This is a genomic window from Formosa sp. A9, from assembly GCF_051200825.1.
Lineage (GTDB): Bacteria > Bacteroidota > Bacteroidia > Flavobacteriales > Flavobacteriaceae > Formosa.
Window position 1 is genome coordinate 3,098,284 of record NZ_CP195158.1, and the last position, 18,996, is coordinate 3,117,279.

The following is an 18,996-nucleotide window of genomic DNA, read 5'->3' on the forward strand; positions in this document are numbered from 1 at the left end:
TTGGTCACTACAACAACTACACAACAACACAACGACCATTGTTTAACATGTTTCAAGCATAAATAAGCTTGATAAAGAATTAAAATTTATGATTCCACAAACATTTAAAGAGGTTATAGACCTAGGTGACGGTAGAGAAATTTCTATCGAAACTGGAAAACTAGCAAAACAAGCTCATGGTAGTGTTGTAGTGCAATCGGGAGAGACTATGCTACTTTGTACAGTAGTATCTAACTACGATGCCGCCGATGTAGACTTTTTACCGTTAACGGTAGATTATCGCGAAAAATTTGCTGCTGCAGGTCGTTACCCTGGCGGTTTTTTTAAACGTGAGGCACGCCCAAGCACCGAAGAAATTTTAGTAATGCGTATTGTAGACCGCGTATTACGCCCGTTATTCCCTAAAGACTATCATGCCGAAACTCAGGTAATGATTCAGTTAATGTCTTTAGATAAAGATGTTATGCCAGATGCATTAGCTGGTTTAGCAGCATCTGCCGCTATTCAATTAAGCGATATTCCTTTTGAAACTCCAATTTCTGAAGTCCGTGTAGCTAGAATTGATGGCGAATTTATCATCAACCCAAGTTTATCTCAATTAGCACAATCAGATATCGATATGGTTATTGGTGCTTCCGAAGATTCTGTAATGATGGTTGAAGGTGAAATGAGCGAAATTTCGGAAGAAGAAATGGTTGAAGCCATTAAAGTTGCTCACGATGCCATTAAAGTTCAAATTGAAGCTCAAAAACGTTTAGTTGCTCAAGTTGGAGCAAAAGAAACTCGCGAATATGAGCCAGAAGCCGAAGACGATGCTGTTCTTGAAAAAGTAAAAGCCTTTGCTTACGATAAATGTTACGAAATTGCTAAAGATGCATCTTCTAAGCACGACAGAGGTTTAGCTTTCTCCGAAGTAAAAGAAGCTTTAAAAGCAGAATATACAGAAGAAGAATTGGAAGAAGTTGGTGGTTTAGTATCAAAATATTTCAACAAAATTCAAAAAGAAGCTGTAAGAAATCTTGTGTTAGAAGAAGGTATTCGTTTAGACGGACGTAAAACTACCGAAATACGCCCAATATGGTGCGAAGTAGATTATTTACCATCTACACACGGTTCTTCAATCTTTACACGTGGGGAAACTCAAGCATTAGCTACAGTTACTTTAGGTACATCACGTGAAGCTAACATGATCGATAACCCATCGTTAGAAGGCGAAGAGCGTTTCTATTTACATTATAACTTCCCACCGTTTTCAACGGGAGAAGCAAGACCGTTAAGAGGCACATCGCGTCGTGAAATTGGTCACGGTAACTTAGCACAACGTGCATTAAAACGCATGGTTCCTGCAGATTGTCCTTATACTGTAAGAGTAGTATCCGAGGTATTAGAATCTAACGGTTCATCATCTATGGCTACAGTTTGTGCTGGAACGATGGCGTTAATGGACGCTGGTGTGCAAATGAAAAAACCAGTATCTGGTATTGCTATGGGATTAATTTCTGATGGTGAGCGTTACGCTGTTTTATCGGATATTTTAGGTGATGAAGATCACTTAGGCGACATGGATTTTAAAGTTACAGGTACAGAAGATGGTATTACTGCTTGCCAAATGGATATCAAAATTAAAGGCTTAAGCTACGAAATTTTAGTAAACGCTTTAAATCAAGCTAAAGAAGGTCGTATGCACATATTAGGCAAGTTGACTGATACTATTGCTACGCCTAACGCCGATGTTAAAGCACATGCACCTAAAATGGTAACTCGCGTGATTCCTAACGAATTTATAGGCGCTTTAATTGGTCCTGGTGGAAAAGTAATTCAAGAATTACAAAAAGAAACCAATACTACTATTGTAATTAACGAAGACCCTGTAACAGAAGAAGGTATCGTAGAAATTTTAGGAACTGGCCAAGAAGGAATAAATGCTGTACTTGCTAAAATTGACTCATTGCTATTCAAACCGCAAGTTGGCGAAGTTTACGAAGTAAAAGTTATTAAAATGCTTGACTTTGGTGCTGTTGTAGAATATACTCAAGCTCCAGGAAACGAAGTGTTATTACACGTAAGTGAGTTGGCTTGGGAACGCACAGAAAACGTATCGGATGTGGTGAATATGGGTGATGTATTTGAAGTAAAATACTTTGGTATAGATCCTAAAACTAGAAAAGAAAAAGTATCTCGCAAAGCTATTTTGCCAAAACCAGAAGGTTACGTAGCAAGACCGCCTAGAGATAATAAAGGAGGAAACCGAGATAACAGAAATCGCGACAACCGTCGTGATGATAGAAAACCGAGACACGATAGAAAAGAAAATTAATTTTTTCAATATAAATGTAAAAGCCCATCGAAACACGATGGGCTTTTTTGTTAAATCGCTTTTAAAAGTTGCAATTCTTCTCATTTTCATTATATTATAAGTTATGATTCAAGAAGACAAAGCAAAATACACCGACATTTTAAAGCACTCTATTTCCTATTTAGAACATCATGGCTATCAAAACATTAAAGCAGATTTAGAAGGTTACGACACGCCAAAATCATATCTAAAAAAAGGAAGCAACATCGCTATTACTCCAGATGTTGTTGCTACTAAAGAGGGCCGTAAGTATGTTTTTGATATCAGTTTAAAATCTGAGAAACCTAATTTACTAAAATCAAAATGGCTATTTCTAAACACGCTAAGTAATTTAAAATCGTACAGATTCAGGCTTATAACCACACGCGGGCATTATAAATTCGCCTCAGACATGCTTGAAGCGATTAATCTTGAGCATAAAAATCTTATAAAGATTTAAAAATAAATACTGTTTTTGTAACATTTATTGTAATACTTACGTATAACTAATTACAAAGGAGTATTCACTTAATTATTTACAGGAGAACTTTACATGAGACAACTTAAAATTACGAAGCAGGTTACCAATAGAGAAACAGCTTCGCTAGATAAATATCTTCAAGAAATTGGAAAAGTTGACTTAATTACCGCAGACGAAGAAGTAGAATTAGCACAACGTATTAAAGCTGGCGATCAAGTTGCTTTAGAAAAATTAACAAAAGCTAATTTACGTTTTGTGGTTTCGGTAGCAAAGCAATATCAAAATCAGGGTTTAACTTTACCCGATTTGATTAATGAAGGAAATTTAGGATTAATAAAGGCTGCACAGCGTTTTGATGAAACCCGTGGTTTTAAATTTATATCGTATGCCGTTTGGTGGATTCGTCAGTCTATCCTACAGGCTTTGGCCGAGCAATCTAGAATTGTACGTTTACCATTAAACAAAATCGGTTCTATCAATAAAATTAATAAAACATTTGCATTTTTAGAGCAAGCGCACGAACGTCCGCCAAGTGCCGAAGAAATTGCCAAAGAATTAGACATGACCATTAACGACGTTAAAGAGTCTATGAAAAATTCTGGTCGCCATGTCAGCATGGATGCACCACTTGTAGAAGGTGAAGACTCTAATTTATACGACGTATTAAATAGTGGAGAATCTCCTAACCCAGATCGTGAATTATTACACGAGTCTTTACGCACAGAAATAGAACGTGCTTTAGAAACCTTAACCCCACGTGAAGCCGATGTTATCCGTCTGTATTTTGGATTAGGTAACCAACATCCTATGACCTTAGAGGAAATAGGAGAAACTTTCGACTTAACGCGTGAACGTGTAAGACAAATAAAAGAAAAAGCAATTCGTAGATTAAAACATACATCACGAAGCAAAATATTAAAAACATATTTAGGTTAAACCTAATTACAGTAACAACAGTTTAAGCTCGAAAGAGCATACAATAACTGTTCGTTTTTTGATTGATGAAAGAACCCTCGGCTGATTACCGAGGGTTCATTTTTTTATACTATTTTTGCAAAAATTTAAGTCAATACAATGAATTCTAAATTAATTGCGCCATCATTATTGGCGGCAGATTTCGGCAACTTACAACGCGATATCGAAATGGTTAATAATAGTGAAGCAGATTGGTTTCACATTGATATCATGGACGGTGTTTTTGTTCCTAATATATCCTACGGAATGCCTGTTTTAGAAGCCATTTCTAAACATGCAAAAAAAACCTTAGATGTACATTTAATGATTGTAGATCCCGATCGCTACATTAAAACTTTCGCAGATTTAGGTAGCGATGTACTTACAGTGCATTACGAAGCATGCACACATTTACACAGAACCTTACAAGCCATTAAAGCTGAAGGCATGAAGGCTGGTGTTGCTTTAAATCCGCACACTAATATAAATGTGTTGGAAGATGTAATAAACGATATAGATTTAGTATTAATAATGAGTGTAAATCCAGGCTTTGGCGGACAAAGTTTTATAGAAAGCACCTACAATAAAATTAAAACCCTAAAAGCATTAATACAACAAAAAAATGCTGCTACAATTATAGAAATAGACGGTGGTGTTACCGACAAAAATGCAAAACAATTAGTAGATGCTGGCGCTGATGTTTTGGTTGCAGGAAGCTTTGTTTTTAAAGCTGCAGATCAATTAAATACTATTTCAAATATCAAAAAAATAATCAACAATTAATTTACATTTAAACCACTATTATTTCAATAAGTAATTAAAATTGATTATGTTAGCTTATACTTTAGCAAAAAAATTAACCCCAAAATAATTCTATATAGAAAAAAATAAAATTACACTTCTCTAATAACAAATTAAACCTTAATTTTATTAAAAATTTTAATATGAAAAAGATTACAGCTATACTATTATTCTTAATATGCAGTACCGCCGCTTATAGTCAATATCGTGGTTACGATGAGTGGGTTGCTAGTGTAGGTATAAATATTTTAGACAACAGTGCGTTTAGAGACCCTATTAAAGGTTCTGAACGTTGGAATTTTAAAAACCCAATCACTGTTGGTGTTGAATATAAGTTTGATGACAATTGGGCAATAAACCCTATGTTAAGTTTTAATGGCATAGAAAGAGCGTATGAAAAAGGTGTGGGCTGGATTGAAGGCGATGAAACTTACATGTCCTTCGATGTTAATGGAAAATTTTATTTTGGCCACTACATTTGGGACAATGAAAATATCAACCTATATTCTGGACTTGGCTTAGGAGTTTTTGATGTAGGCCCTGAAACCAATGGTTCCATAAACTTCAACATAGGAATGCGATTTTGGTTCACCCCTGAATTTGGAGCTAGAATTCAAAGTTTATCGAAGTTTGCATTTGATGCGAACGACCACATTTACGCTAACAACAACTTTATACACAGTTTAGAATTCTTATATAGATTCTAAATTTACGTGCTGCCAAACATAGATAAGCGGCTATCAATGTAATTTATAATACATTGATGGCCGCTCTTTTTTTCATAATTTCACTAATAAAAATATTCTAACAGATGAGTAAAGTTATTTTGATAACATACCCATCATCCATTAGAGTAAATTATTATTAATATATAAAAACCTTGTAACAAACCTTAGAGAATAAAAAAGACCGGACTAAACCATTATAAACTGGAAACCCATCATTGTGTAATATGAAGGACTGAAGGAAGTTACTATCATTCTAAACTAAGAATAGTTTAAATCTGGGATTAAAACTCTATAATACTTAAAACCTATTTTAAATTTTCATTTTAACTAAGAAATTTCAGAGCTTCATAAGCTAATTTGAAACCTATAAAAAAAGGTTAAAACTTTAAGTCTTAACCTTTCATATTTTTCATATAATTCCTTAATATAATTATAAATTTCTAAGCTTATTTTTAATACCTTCCTTAAACCATGTCCAAGTATACTTTTTAATCGTTGAATCATTATTATAACCATATCCGTACCCGTAATTATAGCCATAACCTCTAGACGATTTAGCTTCACTAATATCATTTACAACATAAACCATGTTGTTTAATTTTTTATGGCTATAAATTTCTTTTGAAAATCCTAAGAGTTTCTTCTCTGTATAACCAGCACGAACCACATAGATAGTCGCATCTGCATACTGAGATATTAATAATGTGTCTGTAACAGGTACAACAGGAGCTGTATCAATGATGATATAATCATATTCATCCTTAGCATCTTCAATAATAGCTTTTAATTTACCATTAGACAATAATTCGGCTGGATTAGGAGGGATAGTCCCTGCTATTAATACATCTAAATATTGTTTGTTGTATTCACTATCTTGTAATACAGTCCTCCAATCTAGGTTATTATACAAAACATCAGACAATCCTTTAACATGTTTTTGTTGTCCAGTAACTTTTATTTTTGGGTTTCTCAAGTCAGCGCCTATTAATAGTACACGCTTACTGATACTGGAATAAGCTAAGGCCAAATTAACGGAAACAAAAGTCTTACCCTCTCCTTTTATAGAAGATGTTACATAAATAACTTGTGCTTTATCGTTTTGATTTTTAGCTGGTAAAACATAATTTAAATTAGTACTTAAAATTCTAAAAGATTCGGCCAACATAGTCCTATCATGAGGATTTGTAAACAATTTATCTTGTTCACCAATCAATTTAGGTATTTCTCCAGCAATAGGAATACTTTTTGTTGCTTTTGTAACATCTGATTTATCATGAATCTTTGTGTCCAATTTAAACAATAAGAAAATGACCCCGAAAGGTATAATCAATGCACCTAAAAGCGACTTAATATAGATACCATTACGATCTGGACTTACAGGTCTTCCTGAACTTGCTGCATATTCTACAATCTTAATACTAGGTGCTGTTATCGCTAAATTAATGGCAGCCTCCTCTCGCTTCTGTAATAGTAATAAATATAAATTCTCTTTTAAATTTTGCTGTCTTTCAATAGATCGTAAAATCTTCTCTTTTTGGGGCATACTTTTAAACAACCCTACCGCATTGCTTTCCTCCTGCTTTAAACGGCTTAACGACACATCTAATTGGCGTTGATAAGTAGATAGTGATTTATTTAAATTACTTCTCAACTCTTCTAGATGTTCATTTAATGCTATTACTTTAGGGTTATTATCTCCTGCACTTGTTATAAGTGCCTCTCGCTCCAATACAACTGTATTATAACTATCAATTAACCCATTAGCACTGGCATTATCTAGCCCTATACTTTGCGGTAATAAGGTACCTAAATTATCTTCCGCTAAAGTATTAATTAATAATTTTGATAAGGCTATTTGATTTTCAATATCAAACACGGCACTTTCTGTACTAGCTTTTTTTGTCATGCTATAGCCTACATCTGCTCCAAAAGATACCATATTATTATTCTGTTGGAACTCTTTTTTATCTACTTCTATGGAGTCTAATTCCTCTGCCAAAAACACAAAACGTTCATCAACAAAATCTATAGTTCTTTGGAATACAAGCTGTCTATCTTCTACACCATCCAAATTAAACTGCTCCATAACTTTGTTAAGTACAGCCTCAGATCGCTCCCTACTTTCTCCTACTAAATTAAGTTGTAAAATATCTGTAGCTCCTACACGTGTAATTCCAATTTGATTTGACAAACTAGCCGCTGCGGCACTAATAGGCTGTACATCTACTCTAAAGAAAAAGTTAACATATCTTTTTATACTTGGTGAAGAAGTAATGATAAAAGGAAAATCTTTTTGCGGATTATTAACATTATATCCTTTAGTAATAAATTCGGTTTCTATAGCATCACCCCTTCTAATTTTAAAGCCATCTTGAAGAACCTCAACATAGTACGTGCCCCATTTAACACTCTCTTTAGGTAAAACACTAACAAATTTAAAAGGAGGATTCCAAGCTTCTTGTTGCTTAAATTTGCCTTCAAAATAATAACGAATATGAAGGTCTAGACTATCTACGACTTTACTTAATAGTCGTTTAGATCTGATAACTTGAATTTCATTATCCAGATTCTTAGTTTCTGAAAACAACCCACCGCTTTTACCTGTAGACAACTCAAGGTCTGACGATTCATCTAAAATTTTAATTTTAGAAAAAGACTTATAAGTTTCAGGGGTAAATCTCAAATAAAGAAAAGCAACTAATACCCCAATTATAGCTGCCAAAACAAACCATTTCCAAAACTTTAAATATCTTAAAATTTCATCTTTAATATTGATACCATTATCCTCTGTATCCTGATCTAAAGGCACATGCATCTCACTCATAAATTAACTTTGAATTAAAAGAATTAAAGTAATAATAAACGACACAGCTCCCATTAAACCACCTATACTTGGTATATACCCCGCTCTCTTAACTGCTGGACCATTTTGATTAACAACTATAACATCATTCTGTTTTATGTTATAATAAGGGCTAGTAAACCAATCCGTCTTTGTCATATCTACTTGTGCAACTGTACGAACACCATCAACTTCTCGAATAATTCTAATGTCTTCTCTAACACCATTTATACTTAAATCCCCCGCTAATCCTAAAGCTTGGGGTAACGTTAAAGTTTCCTCATCATACTCATAAGTACCTGGCTTTTTTACCTCTCCTAAAACAGTAAATTTAGCATTAACAATTCTAACAATTACAGTCGGTTTTTTTAAATGCCCTCCGTCTACTAAAAGCTTTATGATATATTCTTGAGCCTCTTTCGTGGTCATATTGAGGACTGAAAAATCTCCAAGGATCGGAAAAGTAATAGTCCCATCAGGTCTTACCAGATAGCCTTGTAATTTTAACATAGTGGTATTATTACTGTTACCACCACTAGCAGCATCTGTTCTATTATATGGTGCCGCAGCTTCTGGATCTATAGTTTTAACGGTAATATTCAAGATGTCGTTAACCTGAATTTGAGTCATTTGCCTTACAACTTCTTCTGGAATATTCCCGCTATCTTGAAAGTATAATATTTCTTTTTTAGTTGCACAAGATGTTATAAAAACAAAAGCACATAACAATTTTAGAAGGGATGGTAATCTCACAGAAATTAATTTTGGGTTCATTTACAAATATAGAGGGATTGCCTATATAAACAAATGTTTAAGATGGAATTGAATCGTTTTATTTTACTTTAGAGTAACTCACCAAATTGAGTTTTCTTAACAGTTTATTTAATTTAAAACGCTTGTTAAAAACACTATAATTGATGAAAAATGGTAGCGAAAACATAATTAATCCAGTAATAACTACAACTAACAACTGCCAATTGACAGTTAAATATTGAGACATTAATGCGAAGATTAACACCGAAGTTGATGCTATGGAGATCACTAAAGTCACCTGCCAGTGCCTTAACCCCAGCTGAAGCATTTGATGGTGGATATGGTTCTTATCTGGACTAAACGGGTGCTTTTTATAAATGACAACCCGCACATAAAAGATTCGTAAAGTATCCAACAATGGAAAAAACAAAATAGCAAGTACTATAATTGGAGCATTTAAATGAAACTGAGCTATAGGATTAAGCTGATTTAAATTAATAAAAGCAATTGCTTGAAATGCCAATAAAAACCCAACAACCATAGAACCTGTATCCCCCATAAATATTTTTCTAACTTTTGAAAAATTGAAATACAAAAATGCAATTAAAGCCCCTACTAAAGCCAACGACACTACCGTTAAAGACATGTCCTGCATTTTATAAAATAAAAATCCAAAAAACAAAGAGGCTAAAAGTCCTACAGAACCAGCTAACCCATCTAAGCCGTCTATTAAATTGTAAGCATTAATAATTAATATAAAAACAAACAAAGTAAAAGCGATAGACACAATATACGGTAAATGATGAATGCCCAAAATTCCAGAAAACGTAGTAATTCTGACATCGGTAACTAGTATAACAAGTAATGAAGCTATAATTTGTCCCATCATTTTTTTCTTTGGAGATAGAATCAAAATATCATCCTTCACACCTAAAAAGAATAAAATAATTAGGGCACCTACAATAGGCATTAATAATTTTGCATTTAAGAAAGCTCCCGTTAACGTAATAACTATGGCCACCGCAAAAAATATACCTATTCCCCCTAAAGTTGGCACTGTTTTAGAATGCACACTACGTTTATCGGGAACGTCTACCAACTGTTTTGCATGGGCAATAAAAATAATGGTTGGAAATGCTAAAAACGCGGTAATTAAAGCCAATAAAAATGGAAACAACAATAATGTAGTATCGTCTAACTGACTGATAAGCTGGTTTATATAATTCATCGATAGCGATTTAAATACAAATGTACAACTTAAAACCCGATGTACAAGGTTTCACTTTTTTTTCGTTCAATATTAAGACTGTTAAAATTACATTGCTATTACAACTTATAGTAACCGAATTCATTTTAAAATTAACCGTAACAAAACGAATTTTACAGAAAATAAAACACTTTACTTCTTAAACCATTGTGGAATTTTAGACAAGTTCTTAGAGCAAACTACCAATGCTGGACTACCTATATTGTTCCCTTTTACAGCCATGTAATCTTCTCGCGTTTTTAACCAAATATTCTTCAGGCTTCTGTTACTAGCGCCACCAACTCGCATTTTTGTTACAACCTCAGGTAAATATAAGAATGTTAAATCCTTATCTTTAAATATACGTAGCATCAAATCGTAATCTGCGGCAATTTTAAATTTCAAATTAAACTGGCCGTGTTTTTTATAAACATTTTGCTTTAAAAACAAGGTAGGATGTGCCGGCATCCACCCCTCCTTTAAGAGTTTTTCAGAAAACGGTTTACTCTTCCAATTTCTAACAATCGTATCAGATTCACTCGATATGTAATGCAAATCGCCATAAACGCCATCTACATTAGAATTTTGAAAAGCAGCAACAATATGACTGATAGTTTGGGTTGAATTGAAATAATCGTCGGAATGTAAAAATCCAATAATATCCCCTGTAGCTTTTTGGATGCCTTTATTCAATGCATCATAAATACCTTTATCCGGTTCAGAAATACAGATGATATTTTTATTTTGAGTTTGTGCAGCTTCCACTTTTGGCAAAGTGCCATCTGAAGAAGCACCATCGATAATGATATACTCAATATCTTGATAATCTTGCGACAAAACCGATTGCAAACAATCGCCTATGGTTTTCTCACTATTGTAAGTTGCTGTTATAATTGAAACTTTCATACTCTTTTCACTTCTAAATTCTGAATACCTGATTCACCTATTTTAAGCACTCAAAAAACACGTATCTAAACAGTCTATTCGCTTTATTCTATTTTCTATTTTTTAAATCCGTACGACTAATTTCTCGTTTCCTTACCAACATCGCTGGATTCCCTTGATAAATGCCATAAGCTTCCATGTTTTTGGTAGCGACAGATTGCACTGTCAAAATAGCGTGAGATTCAACATGTACACCTGGACAAACTACCGATTTTGCGCCAATCCAAGCCCCGTCTTCAATGGTTATCTTACCGACAATGAGATCGAAAGTCGATTTTTTATAATTATGATTGCCACAAAGCAACATCGCTTCTTGTGAAAGGCAAACGTTTTTTCCAATAGTTACTTGAGCCAAATTATCTATCCATACCTTTTCGCCAATCCAAGTATAATCGTCTATGGATAATAACCACGGATATTTAATATTAACACCTGGCTTAATCACCACGCCCTGCCCAATTTTCGCTCCAAAAAGCTTTAACAACACCACTTTTAACTTTGAAACAGGATTCAACGGATTAATAAAAAACAACGCATTAACGAAATACCAAAGCAAAACTTTTAGTTTCCCGCCTGGTTTATACCAACTATTATTATAAGTAGATAAATCTGTTTTCACTCTATATTAGTTCTTAAACTTCTTCTATTTTCATTAATTCTTATCCTCAGACTTTTGCAACATTTGCAGTTAATTGTTTTTTATCATAGTCAAAATATTTCTTAAGTTTTAAAAAGGAGGATTCAAAAAGATAAAAACTAATAATTGACAATAAAAATGAACAAGTAATCCCCACAATAAATCTCAAGAAAACGTTTTCTATTTCAAAATAATGTTCACAAAATTTATATGCCAAAGGGTGGTAAACATACAGGCCATAACTAATTTTCCCGGTAAATAAGAAAAATTTAGTCCTTAAAATTTTATTTACAAAATGCTCTTCTTTTAAACACAACAACATGCCTATTAAAGAAAAATAGATTCCTGATAACAATAAAAATTTAAATGTTTGAATATAAATATCTCCGGTGCCTGTAAAAATAGTCCACATCATTATGGTTGGAACTATCAAGCTCAATAGTAAAACAGAAAACTTTTTAGCTGTTCTCTTCTTAAAGCCACATTCAATTTCTATAATTGCTAATAATGCACCAATCGCTAAGGAATCAAACCTTGTAAAGGTAAAATAAAAAACTTGATACCCTTCAGAAAGCATATACCACCTTAATACTAAAGCTACTATAATAATTCCAGAGATTATTTTGATCAGATTTTTATTTGAAAATAGATAGACAACAAATGGCCAAAATAAATAAAAATGCTCCTCTACAGCTAAAGACCAAAAATGACTAGGTCCAATTGCATCCCAGTTAAAGGTCGAAGCAAAATTTTGCAAATAAGTATAATAATACAACTGCTGATGTAATTCTGGTATTTTAGTACCAAAAAAAATTGGTGCGATATAGTACGATATGAACAGAAATAAATAATATAGCGGAAATATTCTTAGTGTCCTTCTTAAATAAAAATTTTTAAAAAATCCTTCTGTATTCTTAGTAGCTATTAAAATCCTTGTTATCAAAAACCCAGATAGTACAAAAAACAAAGTGACTCCTGTTTGACCAAAAACTGAAACTTTGGTCAAAAAACCTAACAAACCTCCTTTAGATTCAATTCCTATAAAGAAATGAAAAAACATCACCATTAAAGCTGCAATAGCTCTAATACCATCAAGATTTTTATAATACGTTAATTTCATTTTATTTTACCCTTGTATATTATATATTTCTATTCATAGAAAATTCTTTTCAAAACTTAATGTTTCCTATCTCCTTTGGTTCTGTAATTTAAATGGTTTTGTCCTGCTATAAAATCAATCTAAAAATCCTGTTATTTATTCAAATTCAAAACTGTTTCCAAAAGCCAATTCCAACAAAATAACCCAATCTCACAATTCAAATAGAAATCTTAAAAATACTTAACTAACTATTATTTAACAATCTGAACAGCCATTATTATAATTGTAGAACTCCGATAAAATTCATTCTCTCACTATGATTAAATAAAAACCAAAAATTAAGCTTTCAGCAAATTATCAAAATATGCTATAGTTTTCACCAACCCTTCTTCTAACTGCACTTTAGGCTCCCAACCGTTTAATTCTTTTTTTGCTAAATCGATAACAGGTTTACGCTGCATGGGGTCGTCTTTTGGCAATGGTAAATGAATCAATTTCGATTTAGAATTAGTTAATTTCAAAATTTTCTCTGCCAATTCTATCATGGTAAATTCTCCTGGGTTTCCAATATTTACAGGTCCCATAAAACCGTCACGACTATTCATCATTCTAATCGTACCTTCAACCAAATCGTCTACATACTGAAACGAACGGGTTTGTGTACCATCTCCAAAAATGGTAATGTCTTCACCTTTCAACGCTTGAACAATAAAATTAGAAACTACACGCCCGTCATTAGGATTCATGTTTGGGCCATAAGTATTAAAAATTCTAATAATCTTAACAGCAACTTGATTTTGAATATGATAATCCATAAACAAAGTCTCTGCACAACGTTTACCTTCGTCGTAACACGAGCGCAGGCCAATTGGGTTTACATTGCCCCAGTAACTTTCTGGTTGTGGATGCACAGCAGGATCGCCATACACTTCACTTGTAGATGCTTGTAAAATTTTCGCCTTAACTCGTTTGGCCAAACCTAACATATTAATAGCCCCCATAACTGACGTTTTAATCGTTTTAATAGGATTATATTGATAATGTACAGGCGATGCCGGACAAGCCATATTATAAATTTCATCTACCTCTATCATATAAGGCTCCGTAACATCATGTCTCACCAATTCGAAATAATGATGATCCATTAAATGCTCGATATTCTTTTTACTTCCAGTAAAATAGTTATCCAAACAAATAACTTCATTACCTTCCTTTAATAAACGTTCGCATAAATGCGATCCAACAAAACCAGCTCCTCCAGTGATTAATATGCGTTTCATTTTTTATTTTTTATTTCCTTTATTTAAATAATTGTCTATTAGCCTCTAAAACCTCTGGATTATCACAAAAGGCTTTGGCATATCTAAAAGCATTAAAAGACCATTTTTTATATTCTTCTGCATCCATATTTATAGCATAATTCAAAGCGTTTTGAATTTGCTCAGGATTAGTTAATGCTACGTCCCAACCAATCTGCTTATCTTCCAACTGCTGCCAAGGAGTTTGGTCTGAAATCAACACAGGACATCCAGCTGATAATCCTTCCAAAATAGCATGACCAAAATTCTCTCCTTCAGATAACAGCACAAGAAATTCGTAAGCCTTTAGAGTTTCAGGAATATTCTCCCCATCGATAACGCCCTTATGTTGCACATTAATAGTACTTGGCAAACTATTAATGATACCCAGACACGATTCCCAATATTCACTATCGTAAATTGGTCCGTACAAATCTAATTGTATTTTTTTATTTTGTACGTATTTCAGTGCATTCAATATATGATGCGTTCCCTTTTCTTTAGAAATTCTAGCTATACTTACCATTGATACTTCTCCTGAAACTTTGTAACGCTCTTTAACTGTTTCCGACAGTATCCTTGGCAAGTTAGCCGCTATTTTAACCTGACTTTGACCTGTAATAGTTTTTATATAATCTGCTTCAGTTAAATTTGTAGCATGAAATGTTATATTCTTATAAAGCCCTAATACTTTAGCCAGCTTTAAAAACAATTGTTTTCTATGCTTTTTAACTGAAAATGCTTGAGGGTTTAGCATACCTCGTGCCGCAACAATTACAGGTTTATTGGTTTTCTTTAAATAAAATAAGGGCAATATTGAAAAATATAACGAATATATACCATTAACATACCCATAATCAAAATTTGTACTGGCAATAACCTTTTTAATTGTCTCTTTATTTAATTGATCATTAGACACATAATACACCTTAGTGTTTTTAGACCATTGATTCCACGTATTTGACTTAATACTTGTATAGGGTTGTGTTTCGCAATAATCTGTATCTCGCGTTACTATATAAAACTCGAATTCGTTTTCGAAATGCGTAATTAAATTTGCGTACGATCGCACTGGCCCTCCAGATCGGGTTCCTGGTAAAAACCAGTCTATAAAAATTAATACTTTAGCTTTATTACTTTTCAAATTCTAGCCTTATTTAAATGGATTTATATAAATCCTGATATTGTTTTGCAATAATTTCTAATTGAAATCGCTTAATATTTTCTTTTCCTTGGTCTATTAGAGTTCCTCTAAATTCAGCATTATCAATTACTCGTTGAACGCCATCCCGAATTGACTTTACATCATACGGATCGACCAAACAAGCACTATTATTAGCAACCTCTTTCATAGCTCCTAAACCTGATGTAACTACTGGTCGCCCAATAGCTTGAGCTTCTATTATAGGCATTCCAAATCCTTCATAAGTAGAAGCAAATAATACCAAATCTGAATCTTGATAGGCTTTCACTATGGAATCATACGGCACATGAAACACATTGATAAATTCTAAATTATATTTCTTTAGCAAATCACTTTGCTTTTCGGTGAGTTTACCAACAATATACAATTTACATGTTACCCCCTGTAAAGCTTCAAAAGTACGTTCTAAATTTTTATTTGGTTTAGTCCCTATTAATAAAATTTGAGGAGAAGTGGTATTAAAAGTTTCAGGAGTATAATTTAGTTTCGAATTTACGGGGTTGGGAATTACAACAATCTTTTGTATTGCGAAGGGAATAATTTTAGACAGTTCCTTTTTAGTGAATTCTGAAATCACTGTAATTTTCTTTACAAATATAGCTGGCAACCAAAACCAAAACAACTTAATGTATAATTGTTTTAACACATTCCCTTGAAATGCAGAGCCAATGTCATGTATAGTTAAAATCGTCTTCTTCCCTGTAACTAAAGCCATATAATGCACATCGCCTGTAATGTGATATACCGTTTCTTTTTCTTTCGAGAAAGCCTTTAAATTTTTTAAAATCGTATTAGGCGAACCTCCAGAAAACGGTACGCTCGTAACCTTAATAAGGTTATCTGTTACCAGTGCTGCCTTTATACTATAAAACAATTCCTCAATACTATTGAATTGTTGTAAACGTTTTCTAAAAATATAGTTGACTTTCATTTTACGCAGTTACTCGAAAAAAACGATCAAATTGTTTATATAATATATTTCTTACAAAAAAAACAGGAATTAAATAGGTTATAAACTTCCCCATTACTTTCATCATATTAAAACTATATATACTTATTAAGAAATAAAAAGGAGCGATAAAAATAATAGCCCAAAACATATTTTTTGATTTATTAGCAAACAATACAACTGCATAGCCAAAAATGGCTCCCAAAAACATTAAAAAAGGAAACATATACAAAGGACCAAAATCAATATAGGCATCCGTCATATAACCAATACTATGCGATGCTTTTCCATCTCCGGCCAACCCCAACATGGTGTATTTATTTGTATGCTCGGAATCATCTATAATTCCCTTGTCAGGAAAAAATATCCGCGGCTTAAAATAAAACAATACAGATTCTTTAAATATCGCTCCATTTTCATGAGGCAGAACGCTAGGCACATTATCTAAAGTAATGGAGAAAAACTCGATATAACTGATTCGGTCTAATAAATCATCTGTAGCATCTTCTAACTTTTCTGCATCTAGTCCCTCCAATAACTCAATCATTTTATTAACAGCTTCTCCCTGTGAAACTACAACTTTCTGACCTCCCCCGCCTGAAAGATATTCCCTATAATCGAATTTTACAGCGGTCCAAACTAAGCCTAAACACAAAGTAGCTACACCAAGAATGGACAGTTTTAATAATTTAGTGCCATCAATTTTATACAGAACACTTAAAACGCCAATTGCTGTTACAATAATAATATCTTTAAACGATGAAAAATAACCTGTAAAACCAATTAAAATTTCTGCTGCTATTACCAAATACAAAAGTTTTAAATCTCTTTTATAATAATTAGCATAAATAAATGCCCAAATGAATACACCCCACTTTAGTTTCGAAAACGCCTCTAAAACGGTATTAATACCGGGGATAAACCGTTTTAATACAAATAAGAATGTAAAGCCAAATGTAAGCACTAAATAGGCAATTAAAATTTTTCTTACAGAGTAGCTCGGATCTATAATATCGTCTATTGTAATATTAGATAATTTTTTCCTTGTTGCTAAATACAAGCCTAGACTAAAACATATCAATCCAATATTACTAATCGTATTTGCATCATACAACCTATAAATATTTTGATAAAAACTGAACTGTTCGTCTAACCTTAACCCAATAATATTACCATATACTATTTTTATATTTATAGCTAACCATTGGAATGCTAAGGCAAAAAACAAAATACAATAAATCGGATTCCGCAATTTAAAAAACAGACTTATTATTACACCCAATGCTAAAAAAGCCAACATACTCGACATAAAATGTGGCCCCATTATAGCACCTATTAGCCATGGCACCGCCAAAATTCCAATAATTTTAGACGCTTCTTTATTCAATTTACTTGAGTTCTATTTATTTTTTCTGTTCGTAATTTTAATTTAATGCTCACCGTTCTTGTTTTAAAAAATATAACAAGGCGTATTACGCTCCAGCTCTTGTTTTTTTAAATGTTAATCTTTAATTATACGTATCATATTATCAAAAGATTCTTTCACAAGCTGTATTTGCTTGTCTCTTGATTGTTTTAACAATTCTTTATCCACATTTATAATTTCGTTGAAGTTGTTCAAAATATTGTTTATCTTAAAAGTTTTGTTTAATGGTTCAACGGACCATGTTTTTAAATACTGATTCAACTTAGTAACTTCAATGCCCATATAAGGTACATTATAGCTCATTGCTGTAATAGCTCCATGCAAACTAGTACCAATATACATTCGAGAATTTGCTATTAAAAACATAGTGTCCCAAATTGATGGATGGTCTATATAAAATGATTGTGTTTCGAGCATAGCATGAATATCCTGTAATGGCACATGATCTTCATGTTTGTTTGCTCTCCCTATTGGACATAAACATATTTTTAAGTTAAATTTTTCAGAGATACTTTTTAGGATTTGAGCTAACTCTGTCTCTTTACCTCTAGCCAAAGTCCTATTTATTTGGAAAAACACATAAGACTGTTCCTGGGCAAATTTACTAACACTAGAACTAATCATTGTTTTTAATGTATCCAAAGGATAAAATTCAGACATAATAATTGCAGAATCTGGAACTAATTTGACAGCTTCATACTGTTTTTTAATTGAATTACAAACAATTTCATCTCTAACCGAAAAATAATCCCCAAAAAGAGATCCATCAAATAAATTTGCAAATTTATGGTAATTAGTTCCTCCTACCGAATTATATAATAGCGCTTTTAAATTTTGGAAATCGGATTTTTTAATTACAAAAGGCCAATCTGATTTTCCCCCTAATAAGTATTTTGCTAACTTATTTCTATTAAAAAGTCGGCTTGTTACTCTCCCCCCTTTCATAAGTACCTTCCCAGGGTGATCTAAAGCCAATAAAACAGATGCCCATTGCGCTGTTAAAACATCGCCTCCAGCGACTATAAGAACAGACGAATCTCCTTTCATCGATTCGTATAAATCACTTATCCTTTTTGTTTTTAAGGCTCCATAACTACTTAAATCAGATTCTAAAATAGCATATATATTTATAGAATATTTTTCATTATCAAGATTATCTTTTAAAAAATTTTGTAAAATAATAGGAAATAATAAATCGCCATAGTTATGGCGATCATAAGCTCCCAAAATATTAATTGCAGTATTAATAGACATAAGTTTAATTTATTGTTAATAGTAAAATTATTACTGTCTGCACT

General features: G+C 32.7%; 16 protein-coding genes. 5 read left to right on the forward strand and 11 right to left on the reverse strand.

Features of this window, described 5'->3' with window-relative positions; genetic code table 11:
* The first annotated feature begins 88 nt into the window (after nt 1–88).
* The 5 genes from ACR9EA_RS13610 (at nt 89) to ACR9EA_RS13630 (ending at nt 5,278) form a co-directional block, all read left to right on the forward strand.
* Nucleotides 89–2,317, forward strand: coding sequence for a polyribonucleotide nucleotidyltransferase (locus ACR9EA_RS13610; RefSeq protein WP_435134126.1), 2,229 nt, complete (start codon nt 89–91; stop codon nt 2,315–2,317).
* A gap of 103 nt (nt 2,318–2,420) precedes the next feature.
* The gene (locus ACR9EA_RS13615) at nt 2,421–2,795 is read left to right on the forward strand and encodes a hypothetical protein (protein ID WP_435134129.1); all 375 of its coding nucleotides are present in this window, start codon (nt 2,421–2,423) and stop codon (nt 2,793–2,795) included.
* Nucleotides 2,796–2,888: 93 nt separating this feature from the next.
* Entirely contained in the window at nt 2,889–3,752 is an 864-nt protein-coding gene (locus tag ACR9EA_RS13620; RefSeq protein ID WP_013869172.1) for a sigma-70 family RNA polymerase sigma factor, read from the forward strand.
* A 138-nt stretch (nt 3,753–3,890) separates the two neighbouring features.
* A complete protein-coding gene (gene rpe, locus ACR9EA_RS13625; protein ID WP_435134131.1) occupies nt 3,891–4,553 on the forward strand; it encodes a ribulose-phosphate 3-epimerase in 663 nt (220 codons plus the stop codon).
* 161 nt (nt 4,554–4,714) lie between these two features.
* Nucleotides 4,715–5,278 carry an outer membrane beta-barrel protein gene (locus ACR9EA_RS13630; RefSeq protein ID WP_435134134.1) on the forward strand — a complete coding sequence of 188 codons (564 nt, stop codon included), beginning with the start codon at nt 4,715–4,717 and terminating at the stop codon, nt 5,276–5,278.
* 451 nt (nt 5,279–5,729) lie between these two features.
* On the opposite strand, the gene ACR9EA_RS13635 is transcribed toward ACR9EA_RS13630, so the two are convergent.
* The 11 genes from ACR9EA_RS13635 to ACR9EA_RS13685 form a co-directional block, all read right to left on the reverse strand.
* Complete coding sequence (locus tag ACR9EA_RS13635; protein ID WP_435134137.1) at nt 5,730–8,123, reverse strand: GumC family protein; 2,394 nt, start codon at nt 8,121–8,123, stop codon at nt 5,730–5,732.
* Between the two features lie 3 nt (nt 8,124–8,126).
* Nucleotides 8,127–8,894 carry a polysaccharide biosynthesis/export family protein gene (locus ACR9EA_RS13640; protein ID WP_435134140.1) on the reverse strand — a complete coding sequence of 256 codons (768 nt, stop codon included), beginning with the start codon at nt 8,892–8,894 and terminating at the stop codon, nt 8,127–8,129.
* 79 nt (nt 8,895–8,973) lie between these two features.
* The gene (locus tag ACR9EA_RS13645) at nt 8,974–10,122 is read right to left on the reverse strand and encodes a glycosyltransferase family 4 protein (protein WP_435134142.1); all 1,149 of its coding nucleotides are present in this window, start codon (nt 10,120–10,122) and stop codon (nt 8,974–8,976) included.
* 171 nt (nt 10,123–10,293) lie between these two features.
* Nucleotides 10,294–11,046: a glycosyltransferase family 2 protein gene (locus ACR9EA_RS13650; protein ID WP_435134145.1), complete on the reverse strand. Its 753-nt coding sequence runs from the start codon at nt 11,044–11,046 to the stop codon at nt 10,294–10,296.
* A gap of 88 nt (nt 11,047–11,134) precedes the next feature.
* The gene (locus tag ACR9EA_RS13655) at nt 11,135–11,704 is read right to left on the reverse strand and encodes a putative colanic acid biosynthesis acetyltransferase (protein ID WP_435134147.1); all 570 of its coding nucleotides are present in this window, start codon (nt 11,702–11,704) and stop codon (nt 11,135–11,137) included.
* A 46-nt stretch (nt 11,705–11,750) separates the two neighbouring features.
* Entirely contained in the window at nt 11,751–12,842 is a 1,092-nt protein-coding gene (locus ACR9EA_RS13660) for an acyltransferase family protein (protein WP_435134150.1), read from the reverse strand.
* Between the two features lie 317 nt (nt 12,843–13,159).
* Entirely contained in the window at nt 13,160–14,101 is a 942-nt protein-coding gene (locus ACR9EA_RS13665; RefSeq protein WP_435134153.1) for a UDP-glucuronic acid decarboxylase family protein, read from the reverse strand.
* A gap of 19 nt (nt 14,102–14,120) precedes the next feature.
* Nucleotides 14,121–15,263: a glycosyltransferase family 4 protein gene (locus tag ACR9EA_RS13670; RefSeq protein WP_435134156.1), complete on the reverse strand. Its 1,143-nt coding sequence runs from the start codon at nt 15,261–15,263 to the stop codon at nt 14,121–14,123.
* A gap of 13 nt (nt 15,264–15,276) precedes the next feature.
* Nucleotides 15,277–16,254 carry a glycosyltransferase family 4 protein gene (locus ACR9EA_RS13675; RefSeq protein WP_435134159.1) on the reverse strand — a complete coding sequence of 326 codons (978 nt, stop codon included), beginning with the start codon at nt 16,252–16,254 and terminating at the stop codon, nt 15,277–15,279.
* 1 nt (nt 16,255) lies between these two features.
* Nucleotides 16,256–17,659: a hypothetical protein gene (locus ACR9EA_RS13680; protein ID WP_435134161.1), complete on the reverse strand. Its 1,404-nt coding sequence runs from the start codon at nt 17,657–17,659 to the stop codon at nt 16,256–16,258.
* Nucleotides 17,660–17,773: 114 nt separating this feature from the next.
* Nucleotides 17,774–18,952, reverse strand: a complete 1,179-nt coding sequence (locus ACR9EA_RS13685; protein WP_435134164.1) for a polysaccharide pyruvyl transferase family protein — start codon at nt 18,950–18,952, stop codon at nt 17,774–17,776.
* Nucleotides 18,953–18,996: the final 44 nt, after the last annotated feature.